Annotated in this window: 9 protein-coding genes; 5 read left to right on the forward strand and 4 right to left on the reverse strand. The window is 69.0% G+C overall.

Annotation, left to right across the window (positions count from 1 at the left end; all coding sequences use genetic code 11):
* Positions 1–22 precede the first annotated feature (22 nt).
* Positions 23–877, forward strand: a complete 855-nt coding sequence (locus CP970_RS03570) for a universal stress protein (RefSeq protein ID WP_055544421.1) — start codon at positions 23–25, stop codon at positions 875–877.
* Between the two features lie 114 nt (positions 878–991).
* Here the strand turns inward: CP970_RS03570 and CP970_RS03575 are convergent, their stop codons facing one another.
* Positions 992–1,417 (reverse strand): Hsp20/alpha crystallin family protein, encoded by a 426-nt coding sequence (locus tag CP970_RS03575; protein ID WP_055544422.1) that lies wholly within the window; start codon positions 1,415–1,417, stop codon positions 992–994.
* Positions 1,418–1,687: 270 nt separating this feature from the next.
* Here CP970_RS03575 and CP970_RS03580 point away from each other — a divergent pair, with 270 nt between their 5' ends.
* The 3 genes from CP970_RS03580 (at position 1,688) to CP970_RS03600 (ending at position 6,367) form a co-directional block, all read left to right on the forward strand.
* Complete coding sequence (locus CP970_RS03580; RefSeq protein WP_055544425.1) at positions 1,688–3,274, forward strand: APC family permease; 1,587 nt, start codon at positions 1,688–1,690, stop codon at positions 3,272–3,274.
* A 596-nt stretch (positions 3,275–3,870) separates the two neighbouring features.
* Positions 3,871–5,160: a lipase family protein gene (locus CP970_RS03595; RefSeq protein ID WP_055544423.1), complete on the forward strand. Its 1,290-nt coding sequence runs from the start codon at positions 3,871–3,873 to the stop codon at positions 5,158–5,160.
* 844 nt (positions 5,161–6,004) lie between these two features.
* A complete protein-coding gene (locus tag CP970_RS03600; protein WP_150492941.1) occupies positions 6,005–6,367 on the forward strand; it encodes a hypothetical protein in 363 nt (120 codons plus the stop codon).
* A gap of 215 nt (positions 6,368–6,582) precedes the next feature.
* On the opposite strand, the gene CP970_RS03605 is transcribed toward CP970_RS03600, so the two are convergent.
* The 3 genes from CP970_RS03605 to CP970_RS03615 all read right to left on the reverse strand — a co-directional run bounded on the left by CP970_RS03605 (position 6,583) and on the right by CP970_RS03615 (position 13,873).
* Positions 6,583–6,885: a hypothetical protein gene (locus CP970_RS03605; protein WP_055555154.1), complete on the reverse strand. Its 303-nt coding sequence runs from the start codon at positions 6,883–6,885 to the stop codon at positions 6,583–6,585.
* Positions 6,886–7,136: 251 nt separating this feature from the next.
* On the reverse strand, positions 7,137–7,943 hold the full coding sequence (locus CP970_RS03610) for a HEAT repeat domain-containing protein (protein ID WP_150492943.1): 807 nt from the start codon (positions 7,941–7,943) through the stop codon (positions 7,137–7,139).
* A 44-nt stretch (positions 7,944–7,987) separates the two neighbouring features.
* The gene (locus CP970_RS03615; RefSeq protein ID WP_150492945.1) at positions 7,988–13,873 is read right to left on the reverse strand and encodes an RHS repeat-associated core domain-containing protein; all 5,886 of its coding nucleotides are present in this window, start codon (positions 13,871–13,873) and stop codon (positions 7,988–7,990) included.
* Between the two features lie 882 nt (positions 13,874–14,755).
* Between CP970_RS03615 and CP970_RS03620 the strand changes: the two genes are divergently transcribed.
* The gene (locus tag CP970_RS03620) at positions 14,756–16,204 is read left to right on the forward strand and encodes an NF041680 family putative transposase (RefSeq protein ID WP_317987143.1); all 1,449 of its coding nucleotides are present in this window, start codon (positions 14,756–14,758) and stop codon (positions 16,202–16,204) included.
* The last annotated feature ends 61 nt before the right edge of the window (positions 16,205–16,265 follow it).

The raw sequence follows: 16,265 nt of genomic DNA on the forward strand, positions 1-16,265 counted from the left end.
CCGCACCGTGGAGGTGCGCCCCATGACCCCACAGCAGACCATCACCGCGGGCATCGACGGCTCGCTCGAGAGCCTGGAAGCCGCCGACTGGGCGGCCCGCGAAGCCCTGCGCCGCGACCTTCCCCTCCACCTCGTCCACGCCTACGACCAGCCCTCGGACCGGAGCCGCCTGCCCGAGATCGAGGTGCCTTTCCACCGCGAGAGTGGCGCACTCGACCGCGCCGTGCTGCGGCTCGCCGCCGCGCATCCCGCACTCGGGATCCTGGACGAGCAGGTCACCGGGCCACCGGTGGAGTCACTGCTCGCGACAGCCGGATCCGCCGCCCTGCTGGTGCTCGGTTCACGCGGCTTCGGTGCGCTCACCGGCGCCCTGGTCGGCTCCGTCGCGCTGTCCGTCGCGGCCCGGGCCGTCTGCCCTGTCGTCCTGGTACGGGCGGGAGAACATCCTGATGACGGGCGCGAGGACCAGGCAGCGGGCACGCACCGTCCGGTCGTACTCGGCCTCGACCTGGACCACCCGTGCGACGAGCTGCTGGAGTTCGCCTTCACCACCGCGGCCGTCCGACACGCACCGCTCCAGGTGGTGCACGCCTATACGGTTCCCCTGCTCCCCGCCACCGACGCCACCAACCCCGAGGTCGCGAAGTCACACCTTCTCGGGGCGGCGCTCACTCCCTGGCGGCACAAGTTCCCGGCGACGCAGGTCACCGAGCGGCTCGTGCGGGGCCTTGCCGGGCACCATCTCGTCAAGGAAACCGCTGGTGCGGGCCTGCTCGTCATCGGCCGCCGAATCCCTGCCGGGGAACACCTCGGACCGACGGCGCACTCGGTGATCCACCACGCCAAGGACCCGGTCGCGATCGTTCCGCACAACTGACGGATCCCTTCCGCACCAAACCAAGGGGATCGTACGGGCACACGAAGCGCCCGCGCGGCCGAGCGGGGGGCGGTCGCGCGGGCGAGTGCGGCACGAGCGCGTCGCACATCGCGCTCAGGTGTGCCGCACCGGGATGGTCCTGGTGGCCGAACTGCCTTCCGGCACCGGGACCGTGATGGTCAGAACGCCGTCCGTGTAATCCGCGGTCGCCTCTTCGCCGCGTGCGTCGACGGGCAGCCGGACGACTCGGGCGAAGCTGCCGTAGCGGAACTCCGAGTGGCTCTTGTCCACGGTTTCGGCACTGCGCTCGGCGCACAGCGTCAGGACGCCGCCCGTCACCGTGATGTCGATGTCCTTGGCGGGGTCGATGCCGGGGAGTTCGGCACGGAGGGAGTACGTCCCCTCCGTGCGGGACTCCTCGATGCGGATCCCGTGCGCACCGGGGGCCGTATACAGCCCTGGAATCCCGGCCTCCATCCAGCCGAACAGATCCGGCAGCGTCCGGGGCCAGTGCGGAAGCCTGTCGGCCATGCCACTCATCTCGCCCTCCCTCACAGCGGGTTCCGGTCTTCTCACCTCCAGCTTCGCGCCGCCGCTCGGCACCGGCCAGGGCCGAGCGGGCCCCTGTCGAGCCCGGTCGGCCCTGGTCGTCGCCGAAGCCTGCGACTGCGACCTCGGCCGCATGCGATGCCGGAGCAATTGACGTATGGAGCGGGACGGGCCGCGCTCCGCCACACACGACGTGCCGCGTGGCACGCTGGCCCCCGTGGGTCCGCGATCGTCGAGGAGGTTTGCCACGTGGCGCAGCAGATGCCGGCGGATACTGCCGGTGACCCGGACGTCCGCGCCGAGGAGAACCGGCTGCGCAAGGACCTCGGGTTCTGGGGGCTCACCGCGATCGGCTTCTCCAACATCCTCGGCTCGGGCTGGCTGTTCGCCGCCATGTACGCCGCCCAGACCGCGGGTCCCGCCGCGCTGCTCTCCTGGGTCGCGGCCGGGCTGCTCTGCGCACTGGTCGCCCTGGTCATGGTCGAACTCGGCGCCACCAGGCCGGAAGGCGGCGGCACGGTCCGCTGGCCGCTGTACGCGAACGGCCGTCTTGTCGGCACGGTCGTCGGCTGGTCCGTCATGCTCTCCGTGGGCGGCACCGCGGCCGAGATCAGCGCGATCATGCAGTACGCCGCCCACTACGTGCCCGGGCTCTACCGCGGCGGCAGCCTCACGGCGTCGGGCCTCGGCGTCGCCGCCGCGCTGAGCGTTCTGCTCACCGCGCTGAACTGGTTCGCGGTGAAGATGTTCGCCCGGGTGAACAATCTGGTGTCGGTGTTCAAGGTCGTCGTGCCCGTGCTCACGGTGGTCGCCCTGTTCCTCTCCGGCACCCACTCGGGCCGCCTCACGGACCACGGCGGATTCGCCCCGTACGGATACGCGGCCTGCCTCACCGCACTCGCCGGCGGCGGCATCGTGTACTCCGTGAACGGGTTCCAGGCCCCTCTGGACTTCTCCGGAGAAGCCCGCAATCCGCGCCGCAACGTACCCGCCGCCGTCCTCACCGGCATCGGCCTCGCGGTCCTCGTCTACCTCGGGCTCCAACTCGCCTTCCTCTACACGGTGCCCGACTCACTCCTCGCGCACGGCTGGCAGGGGGTCAACTTCGAGTCGCCGTTCGGTCAGCTCGCCCTCGTCCTCAACCTGCACTGGCTCGCCACACTTCTCTACGCCGACGCGGTGGTCTCCCCGGGCGGATCCGCCTACGTGGGCGTCGCGATCGACGCCCGCCACACCTACGCCCTCTCGAAGAACGGCCTGCTGCCCCGCTTCTTCATGCGCATCGATCCCCGCTCCGGCATCGCGCGCCGCGCCCTGGTCCTCAACCTCGCGGTCATCGTCCTCTTCATGCTGCCGTTCGGCGGCTGGCAGGACATCGTGAGCGTGATGGGCGACATGTACCTGATCATCTACGCCGCATCGGCGGTGGCCGTGGCGTCCTTCCGGGCACATGACCGGGCGCGTGGCGTGCCCCTGGCGGACGGCCACATGCCGGGGGTGCGCTGGATCGCACCGGTCAGTTTCGCCGTGGCGACCGAGTTCATCTACTGGTCGGGCTGGGACGACCTGCGGCTCGCCCTTCCTCTCGTCCTCGCCGGTGTCCCGCTGTTCCTGCTGCAACGACGCAGGACAGCGGGCAGTGCCCCGGCCGAGGAACTGCGCCAGGGCGCCTGGCTCGTGTTCCACCTGACGGCGCTCGCCCTGTTGTCGTGGCTCGGCACTTTCGGCGGCTCCGGACATCTGCCGGCGCCGTACGACTCGGTCGTGGTGGGCGCCGTCGCCTTCGCCGTCTTCGGGTGGGCGGTGCGTTCGGGCGCCGCCCACCTCCGCACGAACCCCGCTCACTGAGCGTTCGTGAACGGGGGATCAGGACGGCCAAAAGGAGAAACGCCACACCCTTTTGCGTCAGCCACAGTGGTGCTCCCGCCGTGGTCAGGCTTTCCCTGAAGGCTCGCATGACCGATCTGGCATTTCGCTCCGCAGGCCAACTCGCTGCCGCGGTCGCGGCGAAGGAGGTGTCGAGCGTCGAGCTTCTCGACCACTACCTCGCCCGGGTGGAGCGGCTCGACCCGAAGGTGAACGCCGTCGTCGCCCGGGACGAGGAGGGTGCGAGAGCCCGCCAAGGTGGTCGCCACGTTGCTCTCCCTCGACCCAGAGATGGGCGCACTCATCGGCGCCCTCGCCCTCGCCGAGGGCCTCTCCGCACCGGTGCTCGTCGGCATGGGACTGATCGTGTCGGCCGGTGCCATAGCGACGTGGCGCGCTGAAACCCTCCCAGCTCCACCGATGCCGACCAGCACCGACCGCCCGTGCACGCCCGCCGCGGACGGACCACTGCACGCCTATGGCTGTCCTACTGACGCGTCAGTACGGTGCTGCCCAACCCCCCTTGCCCACAGGAGAGTTGGGAGAGCCGCATGATGTCAGCATTACGCAGACGACCAGTGGCCGCCAGTGCCGTCCTCGCGGTGGCAGTGCTCGGGCTGCCCGGATCGGCCGCCGCGCAGAGCGCGGACGCGTCGGTCGGCACTCCGGACGCGCGCCCCTCGGCCCGGTCCGCACCGCAGACCGCCGAGAAGGCCCCCGGCGCCGGGAAGCACGAGAAGGACAAGCACCGCGTGCCGGACCGGAAGAAGCCGGGGAAGAAACCGGGGAAGAAGCCCACCCCCGGCAAGATCCTCAGCTCGCAGCCGTCCTCGTTCCAGTACACCCCAGGCCAGCCCACCCCCACCAAGGCCTGGAAGATCACCTATCGGTCGACCTCGGCGAACGGGCGGCCCAACGCCGTCTCCGGAACCGTGATCGTCCCCGACGACGGCAAGACCACGCCGCGCCCGCTGATCACCTACGCCGTCGGCACGGTCGGCCTCGGCGACAAGTGCGCGCCGTCCGCCGGTTTCCCGGGCGGTACGACCACCGAGGCACCGCTCGTCAATGCCGCACTCGTACGCGGCTACGCGGTCGTCGTCACGGACTACGAGGGGCTCGGCACGCCCGGCGACCACACCTACATGGTCGCCAAAGCGCAGGGCACCGCGGTACTCGACGCGGCGCGCGCGGCCCAGCGGCACCCCGAAGCCGCGAAGTACGGAGTCTCGGCCAAGGCACCCGTCGGCATCATGGGCTATTCACAGGGCGGCGGAGCCAGCGCGAAGGCCGCCGAGATGGCCGCGACGTACGCCCCCGAACTGAAGGTCAAGGGCACGGCGAGCGGCGGCGTGCCCGCCGATCTCGCCAAGGTCGCCGACTCGCTCGAGGGCGGGGACAGCGCCGGCTATCTGCTGATGTCCGCCGTCGGACAGAACGCCGCCTACCCGGCCCTCCACCTCGGCAAGTACCTCAACGCCGAGGGCCGCAAGCTCGCCGCCGTGGTCCGCAACGAGTGCGTCGGGACGGTCCTGGAAGCCGGGCGCGGCAAGAAGATCGAGGACGTGACCACGTCCAACCCGCTGGAGCGGCCGGACTGGCAACGGGCCATCGCCCGACAGCTGATCGGGACCGTGCGGCCGTCGGCGCCGACGTTCCTCTACCACGGGGACGCCGACGAGACGATCCCCTACGCGGTCGGGCAGAAGCTACGGGCCGACTGGTGCGCGAAGGGCAACGCCGTGCAGTGGACGACCTTCACCGGGCAGTCCCATGTCGGGACGGCGATCCAGGGCAACGGCCCGGCACTGGAGTGGCTCGGCCAACGCTTCGCGGGCCGGCCCACCTCCGGCAACTGCGGCACCTGAGCCACAGACCACCGGCAAGAACGGCCGAAGGGCCGTATCAGATTTCTCTGATACGGCCCTTCGATCCGCGACTCTTACGAGTCGGGACGACAGGATTTGAACCTGCGACCCCTTGACCCCCAGGAGTAAGAGGCAGGGTGATTTTCGCGATATATCAGACTTAAATTGGGTGCAAGTTGTGCGTGCAGGGACCCGTCGTGCGCCATCACGCACACCGTGTGGTCCCCAACTGGTCCCCAAGGAGCGGGCCATTCCCTGCCGTTAGGCAGCCCGCATCGACTTGGCTCGCCCCCCATCACCACCAGTCGGGCGAATCTCGATCATCCCAGGTAGGCACCCGTTCCGAGCAGGGGCGAGGCGTGCCCGTGAAAGTGAAGCCTTCGGGGATCATGCCGCACAGCCGGACTGTCGACACGACGCCCTCCCCCCATGATCATCTTCCCGACCTCAGCCCACGAAGGACCGCAACCTTAGACATCGAGGTCCCCCAAGCTCTCGGGTCGGCTCGAACAGGTGAGACTCCATCCGCGGTCCGGGTGAGCCAATCCGCCCGCGCCCAAACGCCTCGTGGCCTCCCGCTCCAGGCAGGTTGCCACTACGGCGCCACACGACCGGCCCCTGGAGCAGCTCAGCTATCAGGCCAGAGAGACCGCCATGTAGCCGGTCCAGAAAGGTCGATGCAATACACATTGGTCCCCAACTCTGGTCCCCAGATCAAGGGTCTCCCCCGGCACAAGCGCCTCAGCGATGAGGACCGCGCACCCGTGGTTGATCTTCGGGCAGGGCATGGTGTTGTGCCCCCTCGAAGGGTCGATAAGGACGCCTCCTCACTAAGCACTAGGTGGTGCAGACCCAAGCAACCGAATCGGCGGGGCAGGTCCAGGCCCGTGCCCGGCAATCTGCCGCCAGGGTCCGCCGCGGCAGCCGCCTGGCAGTGGCCGCGCTCGACCGTGCTCTGATACCGATGTGGTTCGTGACCGTGCTCGGGCCGGTACCGCCCGCCCGCCAGACGCAGGGGTGGACGGGGCCCGCGGCCCAGGTCATGGCCTACCGGCTCACCTCCCAGATCACCGACGACGTGGTGGCACTGGGTCCAGCGCCTGTCGACAACGGCTCACCGGTGCGTGCCGAGTGGCACTACCTCGTGGCACCCGGCGTCCGGCAGGCTATGGCCGTGCAAGAGGTGGGTGAGAGGCACGCCCAGTGATCGGCGATGCTCCACGACCCCGTCAGCCAGGCGCTCCGCGCGCAGGAGATCCGCGCTGATGCGACCGGCATGTGCCTGCTCCCACTGGTCACCCGCTACGCGTATCCTGCCGATTTCGACCTGATGGCACAGCTGGCCGGGCTGCAGCTGCGCGCCCGGCACGGCAACTCAACTGGTAGGGAGTGGACCAGTCGATGCGGACCTCCGCATCTGCGTCAGCCTGTGCAGGGCAGGAAGAACTGCCTGCTGACCGGAGCCAGGGCGGACCAGCCGCCATCGTCAACTGCGATGGCTACCCGGATACCTTCCTGATCGAGTTCGGTATTCTCGAAGGCTTCAATGACGACCTGGTACGTGCGACCTCCCTCTTGTGAGACCTCGAACCGTTCGTCCTCCTCAAGGAGCTTGGACAGTTCGCGGAAGGGCCGCTGTCGCACCTCACGCTCGATCCGGCCGGCAAGCTGCCGAATTTCCTGCTTCTCTTCTTTCTGCTTGCTTCTCGCTGGCCAGAGAGTCATCCATGCCACCGCCTCCGCAGGTGGAACCGCAGATCCCAGGATCCTCTGTGCGTCCTAGATCTTGCTGATTATGCAGGACTCCGCTGTTGGCTCAAGGGCCGAGCTTGCTGAAGAAGTCGATGGTGGCACCAATAGCAACATCGATTGCGCTGCGGATTTTGCGGAGCATGCGTCGGAACATGGGGGCTCCTACTTCGGCCGGGTGTGTTCATTGAGCCTGCATGCGTTCTTCCGGATTCGGAGTCCGGCGATCACACGTTGGTCGTGTCTCCGGCCCAGGTCTGCTGCAGGGTCCGGACGTTCCCCTGCAGATAGCCTTCGAAGGCCTGCAAGTCCGTCTCGTCGACGTCATGAAGCGCGTCTCGGACCGCCTCGGCGCGCTCCAGGAGTACGAGCGCCTGAGCCGCCTCCCGCCGCACAGCGCGCTTGGGGTCTTTGAGCAGAGCGATCAATTGGCTCTCTGCCGGGTGCGCATGCAGGGCAGCGGCTGCCCCGGCGTGGCGCAATCGGCGGACGGCGGCGGCACCGGCGCTGCGCACGGCCGGGTTCGCGTCGTCAAGTGCGTCGGCGAGTGGGCTGAGTGCAGCCACGTCCGCGGTGTCTCCGAGGGCGTTGGCCGCATTCACTCGGATGATGCTGCCGGGAACAGCCAAACGTTGGGTGAAGCGCTCGACCGGCGGCGGATCGAGACGACGCAGACGCGTGTAACCCCAGCCGGAGTTCGCGGGTGCGGTGTCGGGGTAGTCCCATGTGGCGGTCGAGCGGCGCAGGATGGCGCGGATTAGCCGATTTGACGGCGGCTGCATGTCGAGGAAGTCCATGAACGGGCCGGGATCGCGGTCCGGATCGAATTCGGCCGCGACCCTGATCGCGGTGCCATGGATCACCGCGTTGTACGCCTTGCCCCGGGCCGTGGACATCCGGCGAATGAAGTCCATGACCACTGCATCGGCCTCAGGTCCACCGACTCCGTAGAGGTACAGCAGAGCATCCATGTCTGTACTGGTGCGGGCCTCGGCTTGCAGGGTCTCTCGCGCAGCCTGCATGTCATTGATCATGTATGGGCTCCACTCTGTTGTTCCCGATTCTGCATGACGAACCGTCAGCGACGCCGCCGCCACCATGTGAACGCACCACCAACCACAGCGCTTGTGGCTTTCATCCACCAGTTTCCCGTTCCCGGTCCATAGGAGGAGATACCGCCTCTACCTCCGGTGACCCAAGGGCTGGGGGGCCTGAGTCCACGGCGCCTCACGTACGCCCCCATGCCACGGATGGCCAAGTTGCCGCCCCGATTCCAGGCCCGGGTGCGTACGCCCCATCCCCAGCGGATGGCCCGCCCGCCGATGCTGTTGCGGAAGCGGTTGCGGGCTCCTCCCCAGTTGACCCTGACCTTGGGCCAGCGGGGGCGCCAGCGGATGCGGCGGAAGCGACCGTCCAGGTCGGTGGCGCTGAGAGGTGCGTGTCGCACGTAGTCGTAGTTGTTGGCGCTGCCGCCGGGGACAGGGTCTGTCTGGAGAAATCGGCCGGTGACGGGATGGTAGAGGCGGGCCCCCATGAGGAGCTGGCCGCTGGGGGTGTTGTTGGAGCGTTGTTTGGCGCCGAGGTAGCCGTACGGAGTGGCCGGGGTGGCTGGGCTGTTGGTGGGGATGCCGAAGGGGTCGTACGCGTGGACGCGGGCTTCGGTGTCGTGGTTCAGGGTGGTCGTGACATCGTCGTGGAGATCGGCGAACTGCCAGTCGGTCTTGTCACCGGTGCTGATCGCGATGAGGTCGCCTGCGATGTCGTCGATGTAGCGGGTGCGAGTGCCGCTGGCGGTTTCGCTCCACGCGGGGTTGTCGCCGCTGTCGCCGAAGTGGTCCTTCTGGGTGCCGGTGGTGGGCCAGTCGTTTCCGGCGCGGGTAGCGGTGGTGGCGGTGTCGCGGCGACCCGCCGGGTCCAGGGTCCAGGTGGTGCGTCGGTCACCGCTCGTCTGCTGATGGACCAGGTCATTGGTGAAGTAGAGGGTGTCGGAGCCGGTGTAGGTGTCGTTGCCGGGGCTGTCGGTTCGGTCGATGGTGCGGGTGGTGCGGCCGAAGGCGTCGTACAGGTGACCGGGGTCCTGGAGGCGGTCGGCGCTGTCGTAGGTGTGCGACAGCTCGCTCTTCTGGCCGCGGCCGCAGGACTCGGCGGTGGTTCCGTCAGTGGTGTCTGTGGTGTCGGGCTGTTGGATCGTTTTGGCAGTGCGGTTGGTGTTGCGGTCCAGGGCGTACTGGGTGCGGGTGCACGCGCCGGTGCGGTCGGTGTCGTCGTGGCCGGTCAGCCGTCCGGTGTTGTCGTGGGCGTAGGTGTGGTGGTCGGCTTGGGTAGTGCGGGCGGCCCACTGGCCGTGGGTGTTGCTGGACTGCCAGTCGGACAGCAGCGTGGTGGTGCTTTCGCCCTGGCCGCGCGTGACGGTGCGGGCAGTGGTGTCGCCGGTGGTGTCCTGGGTGTCGGTGAGCGTGACGTCACCGGGCAGGCGCTGCTCGGTGAGGTTGCCGTCGAGGTCGTAGCGGCCGGTGAGGGTGCCTGCCATGGAGTCGGTGACCGAGGTGAGCAGGCCGCGGGGTTCCTTGCTGTGGTCGTAGGCGAGGGTGCGGGTGCCGCTGGGGTCACTGATCTCGGTTGGGCGGTCCAGGGTGTCGTGGCGTGTGGTGGTGAGGGTGTCGTGGCCGTCGGTGTAGCCGATGATCCGGCCGAGGCTGTCGTAGGTGGTGCGGACGCTCTTGCGGTCGTCATAACGCTGGGTGGTGGCGCGGCCGGTGGCGGGGTCGTATTCGGTGGTGACGTCGCGCACCGGGGCGCCGACCACGAAGGGGATGCTCGTGCGTGTCAGACGGCCTGCCGCGTCGTAGGTCCGGACGGTGGTGCGGGTGGCGCCATTGGCGGTCTCGGTCGTCTTGGCGCTCTGGCCGTCGCGGGTGTACTCGGTGACCGTGACCGGGAGTTCACGGTTGCGGCCCTGGTCGGCGGGGGCGGCGGCATGCACCTTGCAGGTGAGGTCGGCCCATTCGGGACGGCCTGCGCACCCTCCGCTGCCGGTGGCGGTCCAGTACTCGGTGAGGGTGGTGCCCGCGTCGTTGCCGTTGGAGGCGGGGTGGGTGGTCTTGGTGACGCGTCCCTGCGCGTCGTAGGCGGTGGTCTCGGTCAGGGCGAGGCCGTCGGGGTCGGTGACGGTGGTGACGGGCAGGCCCTTGGTCCAGTCGTAGGCCGTGGCCGTGGTGCGCGGCTCGACCGGCTGGCCGGAGGTTCCGGGCTGTTCTGCGGCGGTGCGCTCGCGGGTGACCAGGTCCTTGGCCTTGGCGGTGCCGTCGGTGGGACGGCCTTGGTCGAAGTCGCGGTGCACCCACGTGCGGGCCGGCACATCGCTGCCGTTCTTGAGGGCCGTCAGCCGGAGCGGTTCTCGGGTGTCGGTCTCGCGCAGGCCGTCGTCGCTGTACGTGGAGGAGGTGCCCAGCAGTTCGGCGCGCTCGTCGTTTGAGGCGTCGGTGAGCTGCAGGTCGCTCAGGCGGCTGTCGGCGTCCTCGCCCTGGCCGAGGGTGAGGGCGCGGTTGGCGGCGCTCAGCTGCCAGGTGGTGTTGCCGTGTTCGTCGTACTGGGTGCTGGTGATGCCGCCGCCCGGCTCTGCGGTGTTGACCTGGCGGCCGGAAGCGTTGATGTAGGCGAGGGTGGCGCGGCGGTAAGAGCCGGAGGTCAGGTCCTCTCCGTTGCTGGAATCAGGGATCTGGTCAGGCGGGAAGACCGCGGTGGCGTCCGTGGGGGCATCGCTTTGGCCCCAGGTGTTGACGTCGGCGTGGCCCATGGCGTGCGGTGCCTGGCCGCCGGTGAGCGGGACGCCGTAGACCAGGGTGGTTTGCGCGGTGCCGGTGACCTCGGCGCGGGTGCCGGGCTTGAGGGTGGGGCGCCGGACCTCCTTGAGGGTGCCCTCGCCCGCGTACTCGGGCTTGCCCGCCTTCCCGTACACCATGGTCCAGGGCTGGTCGGAGCCGTTCTGGTGGGTCAGGACGTGGCCCGAACCGTCGTAGCTGTAGCGGGTCTTGACGGCGGGGCTGATGCGCGGGTCCCACTGCTCGCGCAGCCGTCCGGTGGCGTCGTAGGCGTAGGAGGCGACGGGCTGGGCAGTGGCCGCGGCCGCCCCGGGGTCGGCGGCCCACAGGCGCACTTCCTTGACCTGCCCGGATACGTCACCGAGCCGGTCCTGAGCGGCGGTGGTGGCGGGTGCGTAGACGTACTCCAGCATCCGGCATCCCGCGGTGGCGGGCTTGGTCTCACAGGTGGCCTGGGAGACGGCGCTGGTCGGGGCGATCACATAGCGGGGGCGGGCCAGGCTCTTGCCGCCGACGGTGGTCTTCTCCCAGGTCTGACGGACGGTGGACTGGGATTCGGGCAGGTAGCTGGAGGCCACCTGCCAGGTGTCCGTGCCCGCGGTCCGCAAGAAGGTGGTGGCCATGCCGTCGGTGTCGGTCAGGGTGAAGTTGCCGGTGAGCGACCCGGTCAGGGTCAGGTCCTCGGCACCCGGCTCGGGCTTCCACTTGCCGCCCGGGGCCGCGGTGAAGCCGATCCCGGCCACCCCGTCCTCATCCGCGAAATCGACTTCGACCGAGGTGGCCGAGGTCTTCCGGAGGGCGGTGTAGTCCGACTCGCTGATCTCGGAGACGGTGCTGGCCAGCCAGCCCGGGCCGAAGACCGGTGCCACACCTTGTCGCTGAGCCGCAGTCTCCGAGCGGCGCGAGGCGAGGGTACGGGCGATGCTCATGTCCCACACCGAGGCATCCGTCTCGGAGAGGGTGAAGTTGCCGGTGAGCAGGTTCACGGTGCCCGGCCCCACCTCCTGGGTGGGTGACTGCCCGGCGTCCTTGTCCAGGGTGAGCTCATTGGCCGGGGAGACCCGGGTGCTCTCGCCCGCGGTGAAGACCGCGCGGACTTCGACGGTGCCGTTCTCGCCCAGGGTGTCGGCCACATTCCAGGTCAGCCCGGCCGGTTTGCCGCCCGGCGCGTCGATGGGCCATGCCGTGACGGGTTTGCCGTCCTTGGCCCAGCGCACATCACCGACCGGGACGTCCTTCCACTGGTCGGTCGCGCCGCGCCGCCACTGGTAGCGCACCTTGGTGTCCTGCGCCGAGCCCAGTGAGTCCAGCGCGGTACGCCGGGCCGAACGAGTGCCCTGTGACGGGGACTTGAGGGCCGCACCGTCCCCGGCCAGGAACTTGTAGGAGGCGGGCGCGGATTCGAGTCCGGCCCGGTTACGCGTCTTGGCCTGCACGGTGTGGGCGCCCGCGGGCACGGTCACCTTGACCCGGGAGGCCGAGGTGGTGACGATCTCCTTCCACGGCTGGTTGTCCCAGCGCCACAACAGCGACTCCCGGTGCAGCCCCGACGGAGTGAGGGTGAGTTCGCCGGTGTAGCCGCCCTTGCCATCGGGTGCCCCGCCCCAGGTGTTCGGCGGGAAGTCGGTGGAGGTGATCTTCGGGACCGGGGGCTTGGCGGTCAGGACCCGGAAGGAGAGCCACGGGCTCCATCCCGACCAGGCATGCCCGTCCCACACCCGGGCCTTGAAGGCGTAGGCGCCGTCCTCCTCCAGCTTGCCCGCGGGCACCCTCCAGCTCTGCTTTGTGCCCGAGGCGCCCTTGGTCGTGCCTTCCAGGTACTTGACCCCGCCGGGCTTGTTCAGCTGCCAGCCCACCGTCAGCTGCCCGCCATCCGCATCGACCGGGGTGACGGTGGCCGTCGGGGTCGTGCTGGTGGTCCACCACCAGCCCGTCTTGTCGGCGCGTTGAGGCACCATGACCGGCCTGGCCGGGGTGTTGGGCACAGTGTTGTACGTGACCGCAAGCACCGGCGGGTTCGAGCCCTCCGCCGAGGAGACCCGCTTCCAGAAGTACGGGTCTTTCTCGTTCGAGGCTTGCACCCCGGCATAGAGCGGGGTGTTCTGCTTGGCGGCGGCGAAGTCCCTCACCAACGCGCTGGCATCCGCCGTAATCCATCCCGGATTACAGGGCTTGGGCCCCTTGGTCTGAGTAGAGGTGGCATACTTCTTCACCCACGCGGGCTGCTTGGCCCACCGCGCACTGGCATCCGACTTCCCCGTCGACCACACATCCCAGCCGCGCGCCTGGCACGACCAGGAGTGGTGGTTGAAGAACTTCAGCTCCCCCTTGAGGATCTGCTTGCCCTTCACCTTCGCCGCGTTGAAGGCGAGCAGCGAGCGGGCGACCTGGCCCGAGCCGTTGTTGCCCCACTTCAGCTCCGTGGCCCGCGACTGGTCGGAGGTATAGCCCTGCTGCACGAAGGTGTCGAAGGACGGGCCGAAGTTGACCGCCGGGTCCACGGTCACCGGAAAACGGGTGTCCTTGTCGGCAAGGAAGGTGTCGTCGAGGTCCAGGCGCATCACCGCCCCGTCGGTCACCGGCTTGAAGCGGGTGTTGACCGGCTCGATGTCTTCGGGCTCCTTGGAGCGCGCATCGATCTCGTCGTCCCAGGCGATGGCGGCGCCGATCTCGCCCAGTTCCCGTCCCTGCCCGTCGACCAGGTCTTGGCCACCGTCCGGGGCGGGCTTGAGCGAGAGCTTCTGGCCGCGCAGCGTAAGTGCGAGGGATTCCAACTCCCGCGCGGCATCCCGGTCACGGACGGTGAACGACTCCTGCACCCCGGTCCGGGTGACCTCCACATTTACATCCAGGCCCGGCCGCACGTCCTTGTAGAGTGCCCGGCCGCCCTCCAGTACCGGCTGTGGCAGGACACCCGGCCAGCCCTGCCCCACTCGGTGGCCGCCGCTGCCGAGCGAGAACAGCTGCCCGTCAGCACCACCGTCCGACAACCGCACGCCCAGCGGGTGCGCCTTGGGCGCCACCGTCCCGTCCGCACCCGCCGCCAACGCGGTGTCGATCTCGCGCCAGGCACCTTTCTCCTTGAAGCGCAGCGGCCCGGCCGACTGCTGCAACTCCAACGTGCCATCCGGCTGGGCCCACATCGTTGCGAATTCCGTGCGCTCGGACAGGACCTCGACCGGACGATCCTGCAAGCGGGCTGTCAGCAGCGCGGACGCCTCATCCGGGGCCTGCGCCCGCCCCCGCTGCCGCAGTTCCTCGGCTGTCGCGGAGCGTGTCGGGCGTAGTTGTACCGCACCGGCGTCAGTCGCAAGGGCGCATTCCCCCGCCAGCATCGCGGCCAGGGCCAGCGCGGTCCGCGCCGTCCAGCGCAACCAGCGCGCAGAGCGCACCGGTCGGCGTTCATCAGCTACGGACCACTCCACGGCAACCTCACCAAGCGTGACGAATTCCATATTTTCGTCACAACAAGTCACCATTTGTGATCTTGTCGAATCCTCATGGCATCGCATTCACCCGGACGGCAGTGAAGGACCCGCACGGCCCACCCGGGCAGCGCGGTAGACATCAGCGCGTCTATGCGGCTGGGCTGTGCAGTAGCCCTACGGAGAGCACGCGAGGAAACTCCGCCGCCCACACTCTCGGCGCCAGGGCCGTCGCTGGATGCACGGACGCGTGCATCGCCTGGATGACCAACGAGGAGCGCGCCGACCGCGAGGAGACAGAACGCGAGCACGCCAAGGGTGACCGAGAGGAGGCGCTACGTCGAAGCTGCCACTCATGCCACAGAACGCATCGGAAGCCCGAGCCGCATCGCCAAGAGACAAGCAGGCCGCCAGAGCGTCAGTCTCCACGACACGGCCAAGATCGTGTTTCGAGCTCTAAGCTTGTCCTTTAACCTCTGACCTCGAACGTCACGTCGTACGCGCTCACTCGTCCGGGGTTCGCAGGGCAGGCGGACGGCCTTCGCATGAGCATGCGTTCCGCCACGGAATCACGTTCATACGAAGGCCGCAGAGGTGAGTGTGCTGGACCACGATGCCCGGCGGGACGCGTTCGACTTCACGTCACGCTTCCGGGAAGACCTATTCGACTGCCTGACCGCGCGCGGGGACGAGTTGTTCGACCTCACCGATGCGTTGCTGTGTGCGGACGGGCCGGTGACGGCGCCGGTGGACCTGACGCTGGTGGCCGAGCACCCGCGCGGGCACGGCGCCATGTATGACGCGCTGAACAGCGGGAACGTGGACGTTCCGAGGCTTCGGCAGGTGCTGGCGGGCCTGCCGAAGCCACGGGCCGCCGACGGGCGCCTGGTCCTCGCGGTCGACGTCAGCAACTGGCTCCGCCCGGACTCCCCGACCAGCGCGGACCGTCTGTTCTGTCACGTCTACGGCCGCAGCGGACGAACCTCGGACCAGTTCATTCCCGGCTGGCCGTACTCGTTCGTCGCGGCCCTGGAGTCGGGCCGAACGTCCTGGTGCCAACTCCTGGACGCCGTGCGGCTCGGGCCGGACGACGACGTCGCCGAGGTCACCGCGGCCCAGGTTCGCCGGGTGGTCACCGACCTCATCGAGATGGGCCGCTGGCACTTCGGCGACCGCGACATCCTCATCGTCTTCGACGCCGGCTACGACGCTCCGCGCATGGCCCACCTCCTCGACGGCCTCCCGGTCGAGGTGCTGGGACGGATGCGCGCCGACCGCGTCATGCGACGGCCGACGCCCTCGCTCAAGGAGTACGCTCTGGCCTACCCCCTGGGCGGGCGACCGCCGAGGCACGGCAAGGAGTTCCGCTTCGCCAAACCAGAGACCTGGGGCGAGCCGGATGCGGCAACGGTCCAGGTCACCGACCGGTACGGCTCCGCCCGCGCGATGGCCTGGGACCGTATCCATCCACGGTTGACCACCCGCTCTGCCTGGATCGACCACCGCGGCGAACTCCACATCATCGAGGGCACCTTAATCCGGCTCCAGGTCGACCGCCTGCCCGGCGGCAACGACCCGCTGCCCCTCTGGCTGTGGTCGTCGGCCACCGGCCTGAGCGGTGAGGACATCGACGTGCGCTGGCAGGCGTTCCTGCGCAGGTTCGACCTGGAGCACACCTTCCGCATGATCAAGCAGACGCTCGGCTGGACCCGGCCGAAGCTCCGCACTCCAGAGGCCGGTGACCGCTGGACGTGGCTCGTGATCGCCGCCCACACCCAACTCCGGCTCACCCGTGAAGCCGCGGCGGACCTTCGCCGCCCCTGGGAAAGGCCAGCCGAGCCCGCACGGCTCACCCCCGCCCGGGTCCGCCGGGGGTTTCGGAACCTCCGCCCTCACCTGCACTGCCCGGCCCGTGCGCCGAAACCCTCAACTCCCGGTCCTGGACGTCCGCTTGGTTCGAAGAACCGTCGCCCCACGACCCACTACGACGTCGGGAAATCGACCAGGCGCCCCGAGAGCATCATCGAACGCGACAGCCTCAGAGGTTAAAAGACAAGCTTAGCTGAGGCCAGCACCGCGCGTTACCGCTTCCGCCACGAACGCCAGTGCC

This window comes from Streptomyces kanamyceticus (assembly GCF_008704495.1).
Taxonomy (GTDB): domain Bacteria; phylum Actinomycetota; class Actinomycetes; order Streptomycetales; family Streptomycetaceae; genus Streptomyces; species Streptomyces kanamyceticus.

Excerpts from the sequence above, each read along its gene's own strand:
- CP970_RS03570 (WP_055544421.1), top strand. The coding sequence starts at position 23 with ATGACCCCACAGCAGACCATCACCGCGGGCATCGACGGCTCGCTCGAG.
- CP970_RS03575 (WP_055544422.1), bottom strand. The coding sequence starts at position 1,417 with ATGAGTGGCATGGCCGACAGGCTTCCGCACTGGCCCCGGACGCTGCCG.
- CP970_RS03580 (WP_055544425.1), top strand. The coding sequence starts at position 1,688 with ATGCCGGCGGATACTGCCGGTGACCCGGACGTCCGCGCCGAGGAGAAC.
- CP970_RS03605 (WP_055555154.1), bottom strand. The coding sequence starts at position 6,885 with ATGACTCTCTGGCCAGCGAGAAGCAAGCAGAAAGAAGAGAAGCAGGAA.
- CP970_RS03610 (WP_150492943.1), bottom strand. The coding sequence starts at position 7,943 with ATGATCAATGACATGCAGGCTGCGCGAGAGACCCTGCAAGCCGAGGCC.
- CP970_RS03615 (WP_150492945.1), bottom strand. The coding sequence starts at position 13,873 with ATGTGGGCCCAGCCGGATGGCACGTTGGAGTTGCAGCAGTCGGCCGGG.